The following is a 20262-nucleotide window of genomic DNA, read 5'->3' on the forward strand; positions in this document are numbered from 1 at the left end:
AGCATCTACATCTTATGACAAGGAAGCATCATGGTTGAGGCGGTCGACATTTCGGAGTACGCCGCGGCGAACCGGCTGGCACGGGCAATTGCGCCGCGGCTGGCTCGCCATCCGGGCAAATGCGGTATTCATCCGCTCAGTGATGGCCTGGACGCCTTTGCCGCCCGCTATCTGCTGATGGAGATGGCCGAGCAGACGCTGGATGTGCAGTATTACATCTGGCAAAACGACATGTCGGGCCGCCTGCTGTTCAGCGCGCTGCTGGATGCCGCCGATCGCGGTGTGCAGGTGCGGCTGCTGCTGGATGACAACAACACCATGGGGCTCGACGACATTCTCAGCGAGCTGAATCGCCATCCCAACATCGCCATTCGCCTGTTTAATCCGTTCTCGTTCCGCACCCTGCGCGCGCTCGGCTATCTCACCGACTTTGCCCGCCTTAATCGCCGCATGCACAACAAAAGCTTTACCATTGACGGCATGGCCACCATCGTCGGTGGCCGCAACGTCGGTGATGAATATTTTGCCGCAGGCGAACAGCCGCTGTTCTCTGACCTTGACGTGCTGGCGATTGGGCCGGTGGTGAACGATGTGGCGCAGGATTTTGAACGCTACTGGCAGAGCAAAGCGGTATCGCCGCTGAATGAGGTGGTGGAGCGCGGCGAGCAGGATCCGCATCAGACGGTGCGCCTGCCCACCGAATGGCAGGAGAACGATCAGGTAAAAAGATACCTGAATCGCCTGCGCGCATCCGCCTTCGTTAGCCAGTTCGACAGCGGTTCCCTGACCATGACCTGGGCGAAAACGCGCCTGCTCAGCGACGATCCGCGTAAGGGCCTGGGCAAGGCCACGCGCGGCTCGCTATTACCGGTTCGCATGCTGGAAGTGATCGGTAAACCGGAAAAGCAGTTTGATATTATTTCAGCCTACTTTGTGCCGACCCGCGCCGGCGTCGCCCAACTGCTGTCGCTGGTACGCAAAGGGGTTAAAATATCGATTCTGACCAATTCGCTGGCGGCCAACGACGTCTCTATTGTGCATGCCGGTTACGCCAAGTGGCGGAAAAAGCTGCTGCGCTACGGTGTCGAGCTCTATGAGCTCAAGCCGCACAGCGATGGCCGTGACGCGCCGCATGACCGCGGACTTACCGGTAATTCCGGCTCCAGCCTGCATGCTAAAACTTTTAGCGTGGATAACGAAAAGCTGTTTATCGGCTCGTTTAACTTCGATCCGCGATCGGCGGTGCTGAATACCGAAATGGGGCTGGTGATTGAACATCCGATGTTGGCCACCGAAGTGCATGAGCGCTTTATCGATAGCATCCGCGATCGCGCCTGGAAGCTGCGTCTGGATAAATGGGGACGGGTTAACTGGATTGAACATGCCGGTGAGCCTGACGAAACGGTGCACAAGCATGAGCCACGCACCAAATTCATTCAGCGGCTGCTGGTGCGTCTGGTATGGCGCTTGCCGGTGGAGTGGCTGTTGTAAGCGCGGGCGGCGATAAAGGGCCGCCCGCATCAGCACTATTTTTTGGCGCTGCGCCCGGAGAACAGGAAACGCAGCAATGGAATGCGCAGGTGAATCTCATAGAGCAGAAAGGCGAGGGCAAAAATCAGCGCCAGACCAACAAAAAAGCCCAGCGTATTGTTGGCGATGTGCGGCGTGATAAAGATGCCGTACAGCAGCGTCAGCGGATGGTGCACCAGATAAATGAACAGCGATGCGTTAACCAGATAGGTGATGCGGGGCGAATGGGCATTTAACAGCCGGTGGCCAAAGGCAAACACCACGTTAGTCATAAACACGCCCATCATCAGCACAATCAAGGCATCCAACTCATAGAGCCAGCCTTCACCGCTACTGTAGCGCTGATTCGCCACGTAAAGCGCAAAGGTCACCGCTGCACCGAGGTGCATAGCGGGACTGAAACGGACAAACAACGCCTTCAGCGGCGGATGTTTCCACGCCAGCGCGCCCAGCATAAAGAACGGCAGGAACAGCGTGGTTTGCATCACGCCAATGCTGAACAGGCCATCCATCAGCCAGGTCGGCTGGAAAATAAAGATCAGACGGCGGAACAGGCACCAGATCAGGCCATAGGCGAGAAACGCGCCCAGCAGCGTACCCCAACCGACCTGGCGATAATCACGCTGCGAAGCGGGGCGATCGCGCAGCCAGCGAAAGGCGAGCATGCCAAGAGTAGTCAGAATCACCAGCACCAGCAAAAACCACAGGTGTGAAATCAGGTTCCAGGCGAGGGTATTAAACTTCTGGTAAAAATCGAAGCTGTTCCAGTCACCAACGGCGCTGGTGTAATGCTTCAGCAGAAAGAATTGCGGCAGAGTAAACAGCGGCACCGCTGCCAGCATGGGGATGCCCACGCGCTCCAGCCTGACTTTCAGCCAGCGCGCTGGTTCGTAGCGCAAATAGAGCATGTAGGAAAAATAGCCTGAAATAACAAAGAACACCTGCATACGAAAGGCATGGATAAACTCGTTGAACAGGGTCAGCCATTGGGACGGATCGGCGCTGTTTACGGCCCAGGATTGACTGGAGTAAATCAGGGAGACGTGAAAGGGCACGCCCAACAGCATTAAATATGCCCGAATGGAATCAAAAAAATATTCGCGTTGCTGAGTTGTGGTAGGCATAGGTATCCGGAATTGTGCTGTTGTTGCACTGGTTCACCCTGAACCAGCTTTCGGCGCAAAATACTTTATAGTGCATATTGCGCTTATACTATCAGGCTATTCTGTAAGGTTGAATTATCCGAAAACAAGCGGATAAACCCGCGAAAACAGTGAACAAATTGGCTCGGCCGCTGTCGGAAAGCGGAATAATCCATTAATATGGGTGCGATTGATTTAAGCACACGAAAGGGGGGGATGTGCTAATTAAAAGTAAAACCAAAAAAGAGAATACGTTGCGCTGGTTAAGTGCGGCGGTTCTTCTTGCGATGTACGCCAACAACAGTTGGGCTTTCAGCATTGATGACGTCGCAAAACAGGCGAAAGATTTGGCAGGAAAAAGCTTTGAAGCGCCTAAAAGCAATTTGCCCTCTCAGTTGCGTGACATGAAATATGCCGATTACCAACAAATTCAGTTTAACCACGACAAAGCTTACTGGGGCAAGTTAAAGACCCCGTTTAAGCTCGAGTTCTACCATCAGGGAATGTATTTTGACGTGCCGGTTAAGCTCAATGAGGTAACCGCCAACACCGTTAAAGAGATCAAATATAATCCTGAATACTTTAACTTTGGCAGCGTGCAGCACGATCCGGAAACGGTTAAAAACCTCGGTTTTGCCGGGTTTAAAGTGCTCTATCCGCTGAACAGCAAAGGCAAAGATGACGAAATCACCAGTTTCCTTGGCGCGAGCTATTTCCGCGTCATTGGTGAAGGTCAGGTTTACGGTCTTTCAGCGCGCGGTTTAGCTATCGACACGGCGTTGCCGTCTGGCGAAGAGTTCCCACGCTTTAAAGCGTACTGGATTGAACGTCCAAAACCCCAAGACAAGCAGCTGGTGATTTATGCGCTGCTCGATTCGCCACGTGCAACCGGTGCCTACCGTTTTGTTATTCATCCAGGCCGGGAAAGTGTGGTTGACGTGCAGTCCAAAGTCTATCTGCGCGACAGCGTCGGTAAACTGGGCGTGGCGCCGCTGACCAGCATGTTCCTGTTCGGGGCTAACCAGCCTTCGCCGGTGACCAACTATCGTCCTTCACTGCACGATTCAGACGGTCTCTCTATCCACGCTGGCAACGGCGAGTGGATCTGGCGTCCGCTGAATAATCCACGTCATCTGGCGGTCAGCACCTTTACGGTTGAAAATCCTAAAGGTTTTGGTCTGCTGCAGCGTGGCCGCGAGTTTAATCAGTATCAGGACCTCGACGATCGCTACGATCTGCGTCCAAGTGGTTGGGTTGAGCCGCAGGGTGACTGGGGTAAAGGACGCATTGAGCTGGTGGAAATTCCAACCGCTGACGAAACCAACGATAACATCGTGGCGTTTTGGTCACCGGAAACGCTGCCAGAGCCAGGCAAAGAGATGAACTTCAAATATCGCCTGCACTTTACGCGCGATGAAGATCAGCTGCACTCGCCAGAAACCGCATGGGTGAAAAATACCCTGCGTTCTACCGGCGACGTTAAGCAATCTAACCTGGTGCGTCAGCCAGACGGCTCAATCGCTTTCATTGTTGATTTCAACGGCAAAGAGATGAGCAAGCTGCCGGAGAATACGCCGGTTACGCCGCAGGTGAGCGTGGGTAAAAATGGCGATGTGGTCGAGCAGACCGTGCGTTATAACCCGGTCACCAAAGGCTGGCGTCTGATTCTGCGCCTGAAGGTAAAAGATGCCAAGCAAACCACTGAAATGCGTGCCGCACTGATGAGCGGTGATAAAACGCTGACGGAAACCTGGAGCTATCAGCTGCCTGCCAATGAATAAATCGATTGTTACTCCCGAAGAGTATATTGATGCGCTGCCGCTGGATGCGGCACGTAAAGCGCAACTGGTCAGTGAACTTCCCGGACCTGAGGAAGATCACCGTTACACCAAACTGCACCAGCAGCTTGGTCAGGATGGACCGGTAGAAACTCGCCCCGATGATGCACCGCTGAACTCGGTGAAATCACGTATTGAAATGAGCTGGCCCGATTCGCTCGCTAACGGCGAGCAGTTCAGCACCGACTATCAGGGCCGTACTACGCTGAAAGCGATGCCGCCGGTTAAGCGTTCACTGATGTTCCCGGAAGCGTGGCGCACCAACCCGGTGGCGCGCGCCTGGGATTCATTCCGTGGCCGTAAATCGACCATGCGTTATGCCAACGCAGAAGAGCAACGCCAGGAAGATAAGTGGCGGCACGTAGGGTCGATTCGCCGCTACATTCTGCTGATCCTGACCATGTTCCAGACCGTGATTGCGACCTGGTACATGAAAACCATTCTGCCTTACCAGGGCTGGGCCTTGATCGATCCGATGGAAATGATCAACCAGAACTGGCAGCAGTCGGTGTTGCAGATCCTGCCGTACGTGTTGCAAACCGGTATTCTGTTCCTGTTTGCCATCCTGTTCTGCTGGGTTTCGGCGGGCTTCTGGACGGCGCTGATGGGCTTTCTGCAGCTGCTGATTGGACGCGATAAGTACAGTATTTCGTATTCCACCACCGGCGATGAACCGATCAACCCTGAACATCGTACCGCGCTGATCATGCCGATCTGTAACGAGGACGTGGAGCGGGTGTACGCCGGGCTGCGCGCCACCTGGGAATCAGTGGTGCGTTCCGGTCAAAGCGAGCATTTTGACGTTTACATCCTCAGCGACAGCTACGATGCCGATATTGCGGTAGCCGAGCAGAAGGCCTGGATGGAGCTGGTCAAGGATGTGGGCGGCGCCGGTAAGATCTTCTATCGCCGCCGTCGTCGTCGCGTGAAGCGTAAAAGCGGCAACATCGATGACTTCTGTCGTCGCTGGGGCAGCAACTACAGCTACATGGTGGTGCTGGATGCGGATAGCGTTATGAGCGGTGAGTGTCTGACCGGTCTGGTTCGCATGATGGAAGCCAACCCGAAAGCGGGCATTATCCAGTCGTCGCCAAAAGCGTCCGGCATGGATACGCTGTATGCGCGTTGTCAGCAGTTTGCCACCCGCGTTTACGGGCCGCTGTTCACCGCCGGTCTGCACTTCTGGCAGCTGGGTGAGTCGCACTATTGGGGCCATAACGCCATTATCCGCGTGAAGCCGTTTATCGAGCACTGTGCGCTGGCGCCGTTGCCGGGCGAAGGTTCCTTTGCCGGTTCCATTCTCTCGCATGACTTTGTGGAAGCCGCGCTGATGCGTCGTGCCGGTTGGGGCGTCTGGATCGCCTATGACCTGCCTGGCTCCTATGAAGAGCTGCCGCCGAACTTGCTGGATGAGCTGAAGCGTGACCGTCGCTGGTGTCACGGTAACCTGATGAACTTCCGCCTGTTCCTGGTCAAAGGCATGCACCCGGTTCACCGTGCGGTGTTCTTAACCGGCGTGATGTCCTATCTGTCAGCACCGCTGTGGTTCCTGTTTTTGGCACTTTCAACGGCGTTGCAGGTGGTGCATACGCTGATGGAGCCGCAGTACTTCCTGCAACCACGTCAGCTCTTTCCGGTTTGGCCGCAGTGGCGACCTGAACTGGCGATTGCGCTGTTCTCTACTACGCTGGTGCTGCTGTTCCTGCCGAAGCTGCTGAGCGTGGTGCTGATCTGGTGCAAAGGGGCGAAGCCTTACGGTGGCGCTATCCGGCTGTTCTTCTCGCTGCTGCTGGAAATGCTGTTCTCGGTGCTGCTGGCACCGGTGCGTATGCTGTTCCACACGGTGTTCGTGGTCAGCGCTTTCCTCGGCTGGGAAGTGGTCTGGAACTCACCGCAGCGTGATGATGATGCCACCCCCTGGGGCGAAGCGTTTCGTCGTCACGGTTCGCAGATGCTGTTGGGTATTGTCTGGGCTGCCGGTATGGGCTGGCTGGATCTCAACTTCCTGTGGTGGCTGGCACCCATCGTCTTCTCGTTGATTCTGTCGCCGTTTGTGTCGGTGTTCTCCAGCCGGGCCACCAACGGCCAGGCGAGCCGCCGTATGCAGCTGTTCCTGATCCCGGAAGAGTACGATCCGCCGAAAGAACTGCTGGATACCGATCGTTATCTGATGCTGAACCGCGAACGCGTGCTGAAAAATGGCTTTATGCATGCGCTGTTCCATCCATCATTTAACGCGCTGGCCACCGCCATGGCGACCTCGCGTCACCTGAAGAGCGATCTGCTGGAGCACGCACGCGATCGTCATGTCGATCAGGCATTAAGCGATGCGCCAGCTAAGCTCACGCGCGATCAGCGTCTGGTGCTGCTGAGCGATCCGGTCACGCTGGCGCGGGTGCACTATCGCCTGTGGCAGAATGCGGATAAATATCATGAATGGATCGAGCAGTACCGTACGTTGCAGTTGAATCCGCTGGCGCTGCCAGCAGGCCAACCGCGCGATTAATCGGGCTGGAGAGATGAAAAAGCGGCAGCGATGCCGCTTTTTTTATGCAGTTTTATCGCGATTTGCCGATAATATCCCCACCTCTGATGCCGGGAAGAGACGATTTTTCGCCGGTGAATTACCATGCCGCGCCGACAGGCAGGATAACCTCATGATTTTACGTCGCTTACTGATTACGGGATTATGTATCACGCTGCTCAGCGGATGTGGCAGCATTGTTAGCCGCACGTTTCCGGGGCAGGGGAAGGGAAATCAATACTATCCGGGCGTGCAATGGGATGTGCAGGACGGACCGTGGCGCTTTTTGACCATTATCGATCTTCCGTTATCACTGGTGGTGGACACCCTGCTGTTACCAGTGGATGCCCACCACGGGCCTTACGAATAATCAGGCGCGGTTATCCGCGTCGGTATTATCGTCAGCCCATTCGTCGGCCGCAGCAGCACCTTCTTCAGTATCTTCCGGCGGAGAGAGTTGAAATTCACCGTCATCCCATTCGTGCAGCGTGTTTTCCGGCAGCCACTCCTGACGCAGTTCAATCTCGTCAAACTCACCGTCAAAAATAGCCTGTGCCGCTTCGCCACTGCACAGCGGCAGGCAATCGCCTTCGCTGCCTTCATCAGTGAAAAATTCTGCCTGCCACATGATGTCGCCATCCTGCATGACAAACTTTTGCAGGTTGAACTGGGCAACGCTGGCCTCGTCTTCGTCCGTGTCCGGATTTTCTTCAAGGTACAATTCACGTGCTGCATCAATGGCTTCTTCTAAGGTGCTGTACATATCACGCTCTACTTTGAACTCGTCGTCCATTGTCTTTCTCCTGGCAGGTTAAAATCATTCCCGGAAAGAATAGCTTAAAATTTCGCGAATAAACCGTCATCTGCAGGGGTTGCGATAAATTTGACCAGCAGCGCTCGCCTTACGCATCGCAGGTTAACGCCGGTTGCAGCTCCAGCTCCAGCGCCGCCAGCAGCGCCACGCACCCGGCGACGGCATCCGACCGCTCCGCGACGGTTAACGTGTTCGCCTTTTGCAGCCGTGAACAGAGGGCGATCAGTGCCTGATGCTGCACCATCCTGGCGCTGCCGAGCAGCCGGTGCGCCAGTGACGCTACACGCTCCAGCTGCTGCTGCTGAAAAGCCTGCTGCAATCGTTCGCTGTCCTGCCGGTTCGCCTCGATCAGCGTGGCGACAATCTCCGCCAGCGCCTGCGGATCGTTTCCGGTCATGGTTTTCAGGGTCGCCAGCACGCCAGATTCCTCCGGCAGCGGCGTGCGCGGACCATATTGATTCACGCAGGCCAGCAGGGTGGCCAGACGCAGCGGCTTGAACAGGCAATCATCCATGCCCGCCGCTAGCGCGCGCTGCTTCATCGCCTCTTCCGCCTGCGCGGTGTAACCAAACAGCGGGCAGGGCGCAACGCCGTGCTGCTGCTCGGTCTGACGTATCGCCTGGGCCAGCGCAAAACCATCCATACCCGGCATGTGGCAGTCGGTTATCACCAGATCAAACGTTTGATCTCGCCATAACGTCAGCGCCTGTTCGCCGCCGCTGGCCTCGATGGCCTGATGCCCGGCGGCGGCCAACTGCTGTTTCAGCAACAGGCGATTGGGCTGGTGATCGTCAACGATTAATACCCGCAGCGGTGTCACCCTGGCGTGGGCCGTTTGCAAACGCTCGCTGGCGAGTGCCGATGCGGGCGCCGCGGTAAAGCTAAAGCAGAAGGTACTGCCAACATTTTCCTCGCTTTCAAGCGTCAGTTCGCCGCCGAGCAGGGTGGTCAGCTCCCGGCAGATGTTCAGTCCCAGCCCGGTGCCTTGTGCCGGATGATCGTTATCGAGACGGATGAACGGCTCAAAAATCGCCTGCTGCTGGGCAGCGGTAATGCCCGGTCCGCTGTCGCGCACGCACAGGCTATAGCGATCGCTGCCTGCCTGCTGGGTCAGCGAGAGAGAAATGGTGCCGCTGTCGCTGTAGCGCACGGCGTTGCTGAGCAGATTAGACAGGATCTGATGCAGTTTAGTGCCGTCAAACAGCACCACGCGCTGCGTGATGTCGCAACGCAGCTGCAACTGCAGGCCTTTCTCTTCCGCTGAAGCAGCGAAAAGCTGATGGGCATTTTCCAGCGCGGCGGCAAGATCCACCTCCTGTAACGAGATCTCCAGCTTGCCCGCTTCGATACGCGCCAGATCCAACAGATCGCCCACCAGCGCCATCAGGGTATTGGCCGCCTGCCAGGCAACGGCGATATTTTTCTGCCGCTGTTCCGGCGCGCTGATCTGATGATGTTCCAGCTCGAGCAGGCCGGTAAGCGCATTCAGCGGCGTGCGGATTTCATGGCTGATGCGCGATAAAAAGCGGCTTTTCATTGCGTTGGCGTGATCGGCATCAGATTTGGCCAGCTGCAGCTGACGCGCATAGTCGCGTTTAATCTGCAAACGCTGCTGTAAATGTCGGTTGCGCCAGTAAATCAGGGCGATAATCAGCAACGCTACCGCGGCCGCCTGCAAAAAGTAACGGCTGTAGAGATCCCAAATCAGGTAGGCGGTCATCTCCGGGCCATGTTGCCAGTTGGCCAGTTCGCGCTGCTGCTCCTGCGGCGAGGTCTCAGTCAGAACTTTATTGATGATGGCCAGCAACATGGGATCGCCCTGCTGCAGGCGGAATGCCACCGCGGCAGGCGCCATGCGCAGTGGTGCAGTGAGCTTCATGCGATTGGGATAGTCGTGATTGACCCAATATTCCGCCGAGATTTGCATGTCGATTACGGCGTTCACTCGTCCGCGGTCCAGCAGACCGTAAGCGGCTTTGGCATCCTCCGCCGTTACGATATGCAGCAGTGGATAGTGCGTCAGCAGCGCCTGCGCCAATCCTTCCACTGCGGGAATGGCGACGGTGAAGTGCGCGTCTCGCTGCAGCAGGCGCGCAGGCTGTTGGTGGCTGGTGACCAGCACCCACGGCGAGCGGGCGTAAGGGCGCGAAAGCTGCGCATCATTATGCGGCGACAGATGTGCCACGCTGGCCACCAGCAGGGTGGTCGGTGCGTGATCCGCTGCGCCTGCTGTCAGGGTGCGGAAGACAATGCCGCTGCGCTGGGTAATTTGCGTCAGCAAAGGTTGTACCAGCCCGGTCTGATGTCCATAGCGATCAATGTAGCTGAAAGGCGCGACCGCACGCGGCAGCACCACATCCACGCTGCGATGCTGCTGCAGCCACTGTTTCTCCTCTTTGCTGAGGTTCAGCGGGTCATAGCGGGTGACAAAAGAGGCATCCAGCCCCCAGTTACTGGCGATACGAATTTTCGCTGCCAGCGGCATGGCGGTCAGCACCTGATTAACAGCGTCCATCAGTGGCTCATGGGCGCGATCGGTGGCGAAACTCAGTGAGAGATCCTGTAAAAATGGCGGCGCAAAGAAGCGTAGATCGCCGGAATGCCCATACTGCAGCAGCGATTGCGCGGTGGCGCGATTAAGCAGCACGCCATGTATCTGCTGATACTGTAACGCGGCGACGGCATTCGCATAGTGATGCCAGGAACTCAGCGTAATCTCCGGCCAGTGCAGGCGGGTGCGCGCTTCCAGCAGGCCACGCTGAATAATACCCAGCGTTTTGAAGGACATTGTGGCCTGATCCTGGCGGGTCAGACGACGATCGTGCATGACCACCAGATTATCCAGAATCCACGGCTGCGAAACTAACCACTGATTTTCTTCGTTGAGGGCGGGCGAATAGAGCGCCAGCAACGTCACTTCACCGCGTGCCAGCGCCTGCCGGGCAGCGTGGAAGTCGGGATAATGGTGGACGATAACCGGTTTTTTTAATGCCTGAGCGATGGCGTTGATGTAATCCGCTGCGATGCCTTCCCACTGCGATTCTGCTGGCTGCTGGAGCAGCGGCGGATGCGCATTGCCCCAGATCGCCACGTGCAACGCCGGATGAGCGGTCAGCCAGGCTTTTGAGGCAGCGGTCAGTTGCGGATCGCCCTGAGCAATCGAGGTGCGACTAATGAGTTCCACCGGCGCGTGCTCACCCTGAGCGGTAAAGGTAAAGCTGAAAAAGGTAAGCCAAACCACAGTCCTGATAACACGCCGCATAGAACCCCATCTAAGAATATTCCTAACTGGCGCGCATCATGGTGAACTTTTACGTGATACTCAAGGCTCTGCGGCGATCAGCTGCGGTTTTGAGACGGTTCTTGTTCGTCGCCAGCCGTCATCTGCTGCTGTAGCGTCAGATCCAGCGCCTCAATCTGCTGCGCCAGTTGCGCATACAGCGTGGCAATCTCCGCCCACTGCGTGTGTCGCGCCGCCGTTTCCAGCTGCTGACAGCAGTGAAACAGGCTGTCCAGATGCAGCAGGCGTGCGCCGCCAGCGATCAGATGCGCAATTTGCGCCACCGCCTGCGCATCCTGCTGGGCAATGGCGGCGGCCAGGCGCTGGATATCGTGGCGGTTCTGCTCACGCGTTGTGGCGGCCAGTTCCTGCATGGCATGCTGGTCAGCTTTTGCCAGCGCCTGAATACGGGCGATCACCTGCGGCGGCGCGGTCTGATTGCCTACCTGACGCAGCAGTTCCTCCAGTTCCAGCGGTTTGAACAGACAGCCATCCATGCCTGCCTGTTGAGCGCGCTCAATAATGTGCTGCTCCGCCATGGCGGTCAGTCCCAACAGCCTGACCGGTGCGCGCTGCGCCTGACGCTCGGCATCACGTAGCCGCTGCGCAAAAGTAAAGCCGTCCATTACCGGCATATGGCAGTCGGTGATCACCACGTCAAACGGCGCGCTGTTATGCCAGATGCACAACGCCTGCTCGCCCTGTTCCGCGGTGGTGACGTCGCAGCCCGCCAGCTCCAGCTGTTGCGACAGCAGCAGGCGGCTCGGCGCGTGATCGTCAACAATCAGCACACGTTTATTGAGCTGCAGCGAAAGCGCCAGCGGCGCGGCGTGCTCGACCGGTGCGGTGATGGGTGCCGTAAAGCGCAGCATGAAGGTACTGCCTTCGTCGGGTTCGCTCTCCACGCTGAGCGTTGCGCCACACAACTCCGCCAGCTGGCGACAGATACTCAGGCCGAGGCCGGTGCCTTTTTGCAGCGTTTCGCCCTGCACGTAAGGCTCGAAAATGGTCTGCGTCAGCGCCGCACTCATGCCGATACCGCTGTCGCTGACTTCCAGCATATAGAGACCCTGAGCGGCATCCGCCGATTTCCCCTGATACAGCGCGACGCTGACTTCACCCTGGTCGGTGAATTTGATGGCATTGCTTAGCAGATTAGAGAGCAACTGCTTGAACATCAGCGCATCAAACAGCACCCAGGGCTGATGCACATCGCAGTCGTACTCCAGCGTAATGGTTTTTTCCGCCGCCTGAGGGCGGAACAGGGTAATAATCTGTTCGGTGAGCCGGGTCAGCGATACCGGCTGCGGCCGCATTTGCAGCGTGCCCGATTCTATTTTGGCCAAATCAAGGATATCGCCCACCAGCAGCAGCAGGGCGCGGGAAGAGTCCGCCGCCGCCTGAATATTGTGCTGATGCTGCGCGGGCTGGCTGAGGCCGCGCTGCTCAAGATCCAGCAGGCCAACCAGCGCATTCAGCGGCGTGCGAATTTCGTGGCTCATCTGCGCCAGAAAACGGCCTTTGGCCTCGTTGGCATTATCCGCCCGTTCGCGCGCCTCCAGCAGTGCCCGTTCATTATTGCGCCGCTCGTGCAGGTTCTTCTTCAGAATGTAGTTACGCCAGAAGATGAACAGCACAATCAACGCCACCACCGGCGCGTACTGCACGACATAATCGCGGTAATCGCTCCACGGCGTCAGGCGCGCCGGACCAGCATCGCTGATCCACTGCGACATTTGTAAGTTCAGCGCCTGCGGCGGAAAGGCGAGCAGCCCCTGATTTAAAATCTCCATCAGCGGCGTATTGTGGTCGCGTGTAGCAAAGGTGATATCCGAAGGCGATACCGGCGCAGGCATCAGGATGCGAAAGCGATCGCCCAGATAGATTTTCAGCAGATAGCTGGTGATCTGTTCCGGCAGTACCACCGCATCAATCTGGCCGGTAAAGAGCTGTTCTACCGTGCGAAAGGCGTAATCGGTGTGGACAAACTTCACTGCGGGAAAGCGTTTGGTCAGCGAGTCGACAAACGCGAGAGGCTGATAGACCGCCACTTTTTTGCCCGCCATATCGGCCAGCGATCGCCACGCCGGAGCATCCTTTCGCGCCACCAGTACCCACGGACTTTGCATATAGGCGCGCGAGAACAGCAGATGCTGATTGCTGGTGTCCGCAGGATCGGCTACCGCCAGCATGCCCTGTGCATCCTGTTCCAGCGCTGTTTTCAACGTGATGGCATTATCCACCGGCACAAAGTTGAAGTTCAGCCCGCTACGGGCAGCGATCATTTTTAACAGGTTAATGCTCAGCCCATTGACATCGCCGTCGTCATCGATATAGCTGAGTGGCAGGTGGGTACGAGCAAAATAGACGTTGATCTGCGGGTGCTGTGCAATCCAGTGCTGCAGGTCGGGGCTCAGCGCAAATGGCACGCGCACCGGAATGTGCTCAAGGCCCACGCCCCAGTATTCATTAATGGCGGTGTAGCTGTTTACCGGCAGGGCACGCAGTACCGCATCAACCGCGTTAATTAGCGCATCGTTGTCTGCGCGCGCGCTGAACGTCCAGCGCGTTGCAACAGGTGCAGCGGGTTCACGGCTGGTCAGCTCGTAAAAACGTCGCTGTTGTAAAAAATAGTTGATCACCGATGCGTGGCCCCACATCAGCGTGTCGCTGTCGTGGCGGATGGCCAGTAAACCTTCCAGTACGGAATAAACGGTTTGCAGCGTTGCTTTCGGCCAACGCTGTTGCAGGTTGAGGGGCGCGGTGCTGCCTTCGACGTACATCAGGCGCTGCTGACGTAAATCGTCCTCGGGATCGCTGCTGAGTCGCTGCACCAGCAGGTCACGATCGAGCATCCACGGCAAGGAGTGAAGCATTCCGTCGTAAAAATCGTTGTCTGTCGACCAGAACGCCAGCATATCGATGTTGCCCGCCTGCAAAGCGTCGCGCGCGCGTTGGCTGTTTTCGTAGCGGGTCAGCCTTATCGGGCGATCAAATGCCGCGCTGACCAATTGTAAAAACTCGGCGCTGACGCCTTCCAGTTGATCTGCCTTACGATCCAGTGAGATCGGCGGCTGTGGCGTAGCCCAATAGCCCACGCGCAGCACCTTATGGGTAGCGAGCCACTGCTGGCTTGTCGCGCTGAACCTCACTTCCGGCAGCGGAATCTCGGCACGTGCCAGCAGGCTGCTGTTATTGGCCGCGGCTGCGCCAAAGCAGAGGCACAGCAGCGGCACCAGCAGGCGGAAAAAGGGCATCACAATAGCGCACTCCAGGGCAGTCAGCCGAACGGCAGGCCGCCAGCTTAGCGTGATTAATATAATTAATCTTTAATCAGGCACACGCTGAGGCAAATAGGTACTATTGTACACCGCGCCTCATCATTAAAAGGATTCATCATGTATACCGCGCCGCTTTCGCCCTACTGCATTGCTATTCTGGACGATCATCCCTCGATTCGTACCGCACTGCGTTTTACGCTGCAGTCGGAACGCGATATGCAGCTGGTGGGCGAATATGGTCGACGCGAGGAGATGCTGACGGCGCTACAAAGCGTCACGGTTGATGTGCTGGTGCTGGATTACCTGCTGGCAGATGATGAAATTGACGGTTTGCAGATGGTGCGGCATCTGTTAACGCGCCACGACAAACTGAAGATTCTGGTCTCCACCTCGCTGGAGAGCGTGGCGGTGGTACAGCTGCTGCTGAAGGCGGGCGTACGTGGCTTCATTGGCAAAAGCAAAGAGCAGAGCGAGCTGTTACAGGCGATTCGGCGAGTGGCACAGGGCGAGCGTTATCTCAGTGAGGATATGCGCGACGCGCTGGAGAAGGCGCACAGCGACGATCGGCACAAGCCCGATGAACCGCTGACGCCAGGCAGCGGCGAAGCCTTGCTGACCATGATGCGCGATCTGTCGCCGCGGGAAGAAGAGGTATTGCGCTGTTATCTTGATGGACTCAGCGTGACGGAGATTGCCGTGAAGTTTGCCCGCAGCCGAAAAACGGTCAGCGGGCAGAAACAGGCGGCGCTGCGTAAGCTCGGTCTGCGCAGCGATATTGAGCTGTTTAAATATAAAGACTATTTCACTAATAAAGCTTAGCGGCGCCCTGTGGACGGGTTTTGAAACGGCGGTGCAGCCACATATATTGTTCCGGTGCCATCAACACCGCATCTTCCACCACTTTGTTCATGCGCGCCGCGGTTTCACGCTCATCATTTAGCGGAATATCGCTGACGTCAGGCAAAATCACCATTTCGTAGCCGCGACCATGCGGCAGGCGGCGCGGCACAAACGGAATCACCGCTGGCTGACCGGTGCGAATCAGTACGTAACTGCCTTTGGTGGTTGCCGCTTCGTCCACGGCGAAGAACGGCACGAACACGCTGGCGCGCGGGCCGTAATCGTGATCGGGCGCGTACCAGATGATGTCGCCCTGTTTCAGCGCGCGGATCATGCCCTTTAAATCTTTGCGATCGAGCATGCTTTTATTGGAGCGCATGCGGCCCCAGGTTTGCAGCCAGTCGAGCAGCGCATTGTTGTGCGGCCGATAGACGCCGATGCCGGGGTTATAGATGCCAAAAATGCGTGCGCCCAGTTCCAGCGTCAGAAAGTGAATGCCCACCAGCAGCACGCCTTTCTTTTCGGCGTGGGCTTTTTCAATATGTTCGAGGCCGCTTACCTGAAACCATTTGCGAATGCGCCAGTCAGGCCAGAACCACGCCATGCCGGTTTCCAGCAGGCCCATGCCGACCGATTCAAAATTGTGTTTGATCATCGCTTCGCGCTCGGCTTCTGGCATCGCGGGAAAGCAGAGCTGCAGGTTACGGCGGGCAATGGCCACACGACGACCCAGAAAGCGTCGCGACAGGCGACCTAATCCACAGCCGAGCCAGTAAAGTACCGGATAGGGCAGCAACACAATGAGATAGAGCAGGGCGATGCCCAGCCAGGTTGGCCAATAGCGAGGATGTAAAAGTGCACGCCTGAATTGAGGCAATTGAGTCATGGTAATCCAGTTATTATTGTTAGCGCCGCGGCGCTTTTTTCAATGTTAATAACCTATTGTGCCATTGTTTTAAGCCAGGCCAAAACCATCAGCGGAAATGTCCCATTTTATGCAAAAAAGCCAGCCGACTGGCTGGCTTTCCTGATTACTGTTTGAACAATCCTTTTACTTCATGCGGTTCACAACGCCAGTATTGCGGCGGCGCCTGCACCTTTTCACCCAGCTCGGCGGCGGCGTGCCATGGCCAACGCGGGTCGTACAGCATGCCACGCGCCAGCGCGACGGCGTCCGCCTGCTGCGAATGCAGCACCGCTTCTGCCTGTTTCGGCTCGGTGATCAGGCCAACGGCAATCACCGGAATGGTTACCGCTTTTTTTACCGCTTCGGCAAAGGGCACCTGATAGTTTGGGCCGACGCTGATCTGCTGCTGCGGCGCTAAACCACCGCTCGACACGTGCATGTAATCACAGCCGATCGCTTCCAGCGCCTGGCTTAATGCCACCGACTGCTCAATATCCCAGCCGCCTTCCACCCAGTCCGTAGCGGAGATGCGCACGCCCACCGGCTTGCTTGCCGGCACCGCGGCGCGTACTGCGCTGAACACTTCCAGCACGAAGCGCATGCGGTTTTCCAGCGAGCCGCCGTAGTTATCGTCACGCTTGTTCGCCAGCGGCGACAGGAACTGGTGCAGCAGATAGCCATGTGCAGCGTGCACTTCGATCAGCTCAAAGCCCAGACGATCGGCGCGTTTGGCGCTCTCGACGAAGGCCTGCTTCACTTCATCCAACTCTGCCAGCGAGAGGGCGTGCGGCGTACCGTCGCCATCATTAAACGGCAGCGCAGAAGGCGCTTTAGTTTGCCAGCCGTGCTGCTCGGGCGTTAAAAAACCACCGCCGCGCCACGGCACATCAGTAGAGGCTTTTCTACCGGCGTGCGACAGCTGAATGCCCAGCGGCATGGTGCTGTATTGCCGAATATCTTTCAGTACATCAGCCAGCGCGGCTTCAGTCTCATCGTTCCACAAGCCGAGATCCTGCGGCGTAATGCGGCCATCTTCCTGCACGGCGGCGGCCTCAACGATCAGCAGCCCGGCGCCCGACAGCGACAGGTTTCCCAGGTGAATGCGATGCCAGGCGGTAGCGCGGCCCTGTTCAGCTGAATACTGGCACATCGGGGCGATCACGATGCGGTTCTCCAGTGACAATTTGCCAATCTCTAACGGCGAAAATAGCTGACTCATGGGCTCTCCTCATTTTTTATTAGCTGGCTAACTTATAGTGAGCGCTCTGCAGGGCGTCAAGCGAGCCGCTTAACCTCACGTGCGGCGGTGAAGAAAGTCCGCCCCGGCGCTGTGCATTCATTCTCATTCAGGTATGATGTGCGCGTTTTTCGCTTATTACACAGGAAAAGGTACACCATGCCAGTGTTACATAACCTTGTATCTAATGAAGAGCTGCGGGCGCGCATGCTGGCCGAAACCGAGCCGCGTACCACCGTCTCTTTCTATAAATACTTTCACATTGCCGATCCCAAAGCCTTTCGCGATGCGCTTTATCGCACTTTTACCGCGTTAAAGGTGTTTGGCCGTGTTTACGTTGCCCATGAGGGCATCAATGCGCAGATCAGCGTGCCCGCCAGCCGTTACGAAGAGATGAAAGCGCAGCTCTACGCTTTCGATCCGGCGCTGGACAACCTGCGCATGAACGTTGCGCTGGATGATGATGGCAAATCCTTTTGGGTGCTACGCCTGAAGGTGCGCGATCGCATCGTGGCCGACGGCATTGCCGATGAGACCTTCGACGCGTCGCAGGTCGGCACCTATTTGCAGGCGGCGGAAGTCAACGCGCTGCTCGACGATCCCAACGCGGTATTTGTAGATATGCGCAACCACTATGAATATGAAGTGGGCCATTTCGACAAGGCGATGGAAATTCCTGCCGACACCTTCCGCGATCAGCTGCCGATGGCGGTGGAGATGCTGCAGGAGCACAAAGACAAAAAGATTGTTATGTACTGCACCGGCGGTATCCGCTGTGAAAAAGCCAGCGCCTGGATGCTGCATAACGGCTTTGACGACGTCGCGCACATTGAAGGCGGCATCATTGAGTATGCCCGCCGCGCTCGCGAGCAGGGTTTACCGGTACGCTTCAAGGGCAAAAACTTCGTGTTTGACGAGCGGATGGGTGAGCGCATCTCCGATGACGTGCTGGCGCATTGTCATCAGTGCGGCACGCCGTGCGATACCCACGTCAACTGTAAAAACGACGGCTGTCATTTGCTGTTTATTCAGTGCCCGAGCTGCGCCGAAAAGTTTCAGCACTGCTGTAGCCCGGTCTGTATGGAAGAGCTGGCGCTACCGCCGGAAGAGCAACGTGCGCGTCGTGCCGGTCGTGAAAACGGCAATAAAATTTTCAACAAGTCGCGCGGCTTGCTGAACGTCACGATGGCGATTCCTGCACCTGAGGAAAAATAGCGCATAAAAAAGGCCGACAATGTCGGCCTTTTTACTGACAAACGTCGTGATTACTGACGCACGCCTTCCACCGAGATAATCAGCTGCACCTTCTGCGATGCCGGGCCGAGATCTTTCTTGATATTAAAATCTTTCAGCACAATTTCACCTTCGGCTTCAAAACCTGCACGGTAGCCGCCCCACGGATCTTTGCCTTCGCCGAGCATTTTCGCTTCCAGCGTCACCGGTTTGGTCACGCCATTCAGCGTCAGGTTGCCGGTGATATCGAGTTCATCGCCATCTTTTTTCACGCTGGTCGACACAAAGGTGGCCTGCGGGAATTTGCCTGCGTTCAGGAAGTCCGCACTACGCAGATGTTTATCGCGTTCGGCATGATTGGTATCGAGGCTGTTGGTGTTAATGGTGACGTTCACTTTGTCTGCAGAAGGGGTCTTCTCATCAAAGGTGAAGCTGCCGTCGAAGTCTTTGAAGGTACCGTAAAGCCAGCTGTAGCCCAGATGTTGGATACGAAAATTAACAAAGGCGTGTTGGCCTTCCTTGTCGATTTTGTAATCGGCGGCCAGCGCAGCAGCGGAACTCATCAGCAGCGAGGCGGCAATCATGCCGGTCAACGTCTTCTTTAACATAGTATTTCCTTTCCAGAGATCAGTGGATGCGGAATCCCAGCATCCTTTTCAGGGTGATGTCGCGATCGATAAAATGGTGTTTTAGGGCCGCAAGGCCATGAAGCACCGAAATGATCACGACGGTCCATGCCAGCCAGAGATGGATGTCGCCAGCCAGATCCGCCTGCTCGCCGCTACCAGCCAGGGTGGCCGGGACGGTAAACCAGCCAAACACAGAGATAGGATCGCCATCCGCGGTTGAAATCAGGTAGCCGCTGATAAAAATGGCGAACAGTAGGGTATAGAGCAACAGGTGGGCGACCACCGCGCTAATACGCACCAGCGGTGAATAGCTGCTCAGCGGCGGCGGAGGGGGTGAGATAAACCGCCACACCACACGCACGATCATGACAATGAACAGTAAAATGCCGATACTTTTATGAATTTCAGGCGCTTGATGATACCAGCCGTCATAGTAGCCGAGCGTGACCATCCACAGGCCCAGCGCAAACATGCCATAAACCGCGAAGGCCACTAGCCAGTGCAACAGAATGGTGAAATGGCTGTACGCACCGGGCGCAGAAGTGTGTTTCATTGTCGTGTTCTCCCTCACATGATGCTGCGAGAATGACCAGCTCATTGCAGAAAATCAACGATAATTACGCTTCTTCATAAATTAGTTTTTCTTATTCAGAAAAAATGATTTTTACGCGGATTTATTATCAGAAATTATGTAAAACCAGCGTCTCATTTTTGAATCATCTGCCTGTGTCGGGCTTGCGGCAATTATTTATCTGCATCAAAAAAATTGATGATTAAAGGCTGTTTTTTGCCGTAGTGTCAGTGTTTGTAAATCAGCGCTGCTGGATTTCTGTGCGAACGGTAGGTGTCGTGCCGGTGAAACGCAGAATTTACGCTACGCTTGCCAGTTGAAAACGCGCGAGCCGGAGTAAAAAACTGGCTTTACACGACTTAGTGGTGATTCATGCCGCCAAATTTGCATGTTCGCGCTATGCCGTTTACGATAGTTTTCAGTTCATTACAAAGCG

General features: G+C 56.4%; 14 protein-coding genes. 6 read left to right on the forward strand and 8 right to left on the reverse strand.

The window, feature by feature from the left end:
* Nucleotides 1-30 precede the first annotated feature (30 nt).
* Nucleotides 31-1491: a phospholipase D family protein gene (locus ACJY2L_RS03755; RefSeq protein ID WP_439212965.1), complete on the forward strand. Its 1461-nt coding sequence runs from the start codon at nucleotides 31-33 to the stop codon at nucleotides 1489-1491.
* A gap of 35 nt (nucleotides 1492-1526) precedes the next feature.
* Here ACJY2L_RS03755 and mdoC read toward each other — a convergent pair whose 3' ends face one another.
* Nucleotides 1527-2654: a glucans biosynthesis protein MdoC gene (gene mdoC, locus ACJY2L_RS03760; protein ID WP_439212966.1), complete on the reverse strand. Its 1128-nt coding sequence runs from the start codon at nucleotides 2652-2654 to the stop codon at nucleotides 1527-1529.
* A 305-nt stretch (nucleotides 2655-2959) separates the two neighbouring features.
* Here mdoC and ACJY2L_RS03765 point away from each other — a divergent pair, with 305 nt between their 5' ends.
* The 3 genes from ACJY2L_RS03765 to ACJY2L_RS03775 all read left to right on the forward strand — a co-directional run bounded on the left by ACJY2L_RS03765 (nucleotide 2960) and on the right by ACJY2L_RS03775 (nucleotide 7404).
* The gene (locus ACJY2L_RS03765) at nucleotides 2960-4453 is read left to right on the forward strand and encodes a glucan biosynthesis protein G (RefSeq protein ID WP_187488250.1); all 1494 of its coding nucleotides are present in this window, start codon (nucleotides 2960-2962) and stop codon (nucleotides 4451-4453) included.
* Entirely contained in the window at nucleotides 4446-7016 is a 2571-nt protein-coding gene (gene mdoH, locus ACJY2L_RS03770; RefSeq protein ID WP_439212967.1) for a glucans biosynthesis glucosyltransferase MdoH, read from the forward strand. Before ACJY2L_RS03765 ends, mdoH begins: the two co-directional genes overlap by 8 nt.
* Before the next feature lie 151 nt (nucleotides 7017-7167).
* On the forward strand, nucleotides 7168-7404 hold the full coding sequence (locus tag ACJY2L_RS03775) for a YceK/YidQ family lipoprotein (protein WP_067429505.1): 237 nt from the start codon (nucleotides 7168-7170) through the stop codon (nucleotides 7402-7404).
* Here ACJY2L_RS03775 and ACJY2L_RS03780 read toward each other — a convergent pair whose 3' ends face one another.
* From ACJY2L_RS03780 to ACJY2L_RS03790, 3 genes are all read right to left on the reverse strand, one after another.
* Nucleotides 7405-7827, reverse strand: a complete 423-nt coding sequence (locus tag ACJY2L_RS03780; RefSeq protein ID WP_439212968.1) for a MysB family protein — start codon at nucleotides 7825-7827, stop codon at nucleotides 7405-7407. It abuts the gene before it with no gap.
* Between the two features lie 109 nt (nucleotides 7828-7936).
* A complete protein-coding gene (locus tag ACJY2L_RS03785) occupies nucleotides 7937-11089 on the reverse strand; it encodes an ATP-binding protein (protein ID WP_439212969.1) in 3153 nt (1050 codons plus the stop codon).
* A 98-nt stretch (nucleotides 11090-11187) separates the two neighbouring features.
* Nucleotides 11188-14385 carry an ATP-binding protein gene (locus ACJY2L_RS03790; RefSeq protein ID WP_439213105.1) on the reverse strand — a complete coding sequence of 1066 codons (3198 nt, stop codon included), beginning with the start codon at nucleotides 14383-14385 and terminating at the stop codon, nucleotides 11188-11190.
* 141 nt (nucleotides 14386-14526) lie between these two features.
* Here ACJY2L_RS03790 and ACJY2L_RS03795 point away from each other — a divergent pair, with 141 nt between their 5' ends.
* Nucleotides 14527-15228, forward strand: coding sequence for a response regulator transcription factor (locus ACJY2L_RS03795; protein WP_067429517.1), 702 nt, complete (start codon nucleotides 14527-14529; stop codon nucleotides 15226-15228).
* Here the strand turns inward: ACJY2L_RS03795 and ACJY2L_RS03800 are convergent.
* Both ACJY2L_RS03800 and ACJY2L_RS03805 read right to left on the reverse strand, forming a co-directional pair.
* Nucleotides 15215-16135 (reverse strand): Kdo(2)-lipid IV(A) acyltransferase, encoded by a 921-nt coding sequence (locus tag ACJY2L_RS03800; protein ID WP_439212970.1) that lies wholly within the window; start codon nucleotides 16133-16135, stop codon nucleotides 15215-15217. The two genes, ACJY2L_RS03795 and ACJY2L_RS03800, sit on opposite strands and share 14 nt — an antisense overlap.
* A gap of 145 nt (nucleotides 16136-16280) precedes the next feature.
* A complete protein-coding gene (locus tag ACJY2L_RS03805; RefSeq protein WP_067429523.1) occupies nucleotides 16281-17375 on the reverse strand; it encodes an NADH:flavin oxidoreductase/NADH oxidase in 1095 nt (364 codons plus the stop codon).
* A gap of 177 nt (nucleotides 17376-17552) precedes the next feature.
* Here ACJY2L_RS03805 and trhO point away from each other — a divergent pair, with 177 nt between their 5' ends.
* Entirely contained in the window at nucleotides 17553-18608 is a 1056-nt protein-coding gene (trhO, locus tag ACJY2L_RS03810) for an oxygen-dependent tRNA uridine(34) hydroxylase TrhO (protein WP_187486327.1), read from the forward strand.
* 50 nt (nucleotides 18609-18658) lie between these two features.
* Here trhO and ACJY2L_RS03815 read toward each other — a convergent pair whose 3' ends face one another.
* Together ACJY2L_RS03815 and ACJY2L_RS03820 are read right to left on the reverse strand one after the other, a co-directional pair.
* The gene (locus ACJY2L_RS03815; protein WP_439212971.1) at nucleotides 18659-19234 is read right to left on the reverse strand and encodes a YceI family protein; all 576 of its coding nucleotides are present in this window, start codon (nucleotides 19232-19234) and stop codon (nucleotides 18659-18661) included.
* A gap of 19 nt (nucleotides 19235-19253) precedes the next feature.
* Entirely contained in the window at nucleotides 19254-19808 is a 555-nt protein-coding gene (locus tag ACJY2L_RS03820) for a cytochrome b (protein ID WP_439212972.1), read from the reverse strand.
* Nucleotides 19809-20262 lie beyond the last annotated feature (454 nt).

The organism is Duffyella sp. Ts4, from assembly GCF_051851875.1.
GTDB classification, from domain to species: domain Bacteria; phylum Pseudomonadota; class Gammaproteobacteria; order Enterobacterales; family Enterobacteriaceae; genus Duffyella; species Duffyella gerundensis.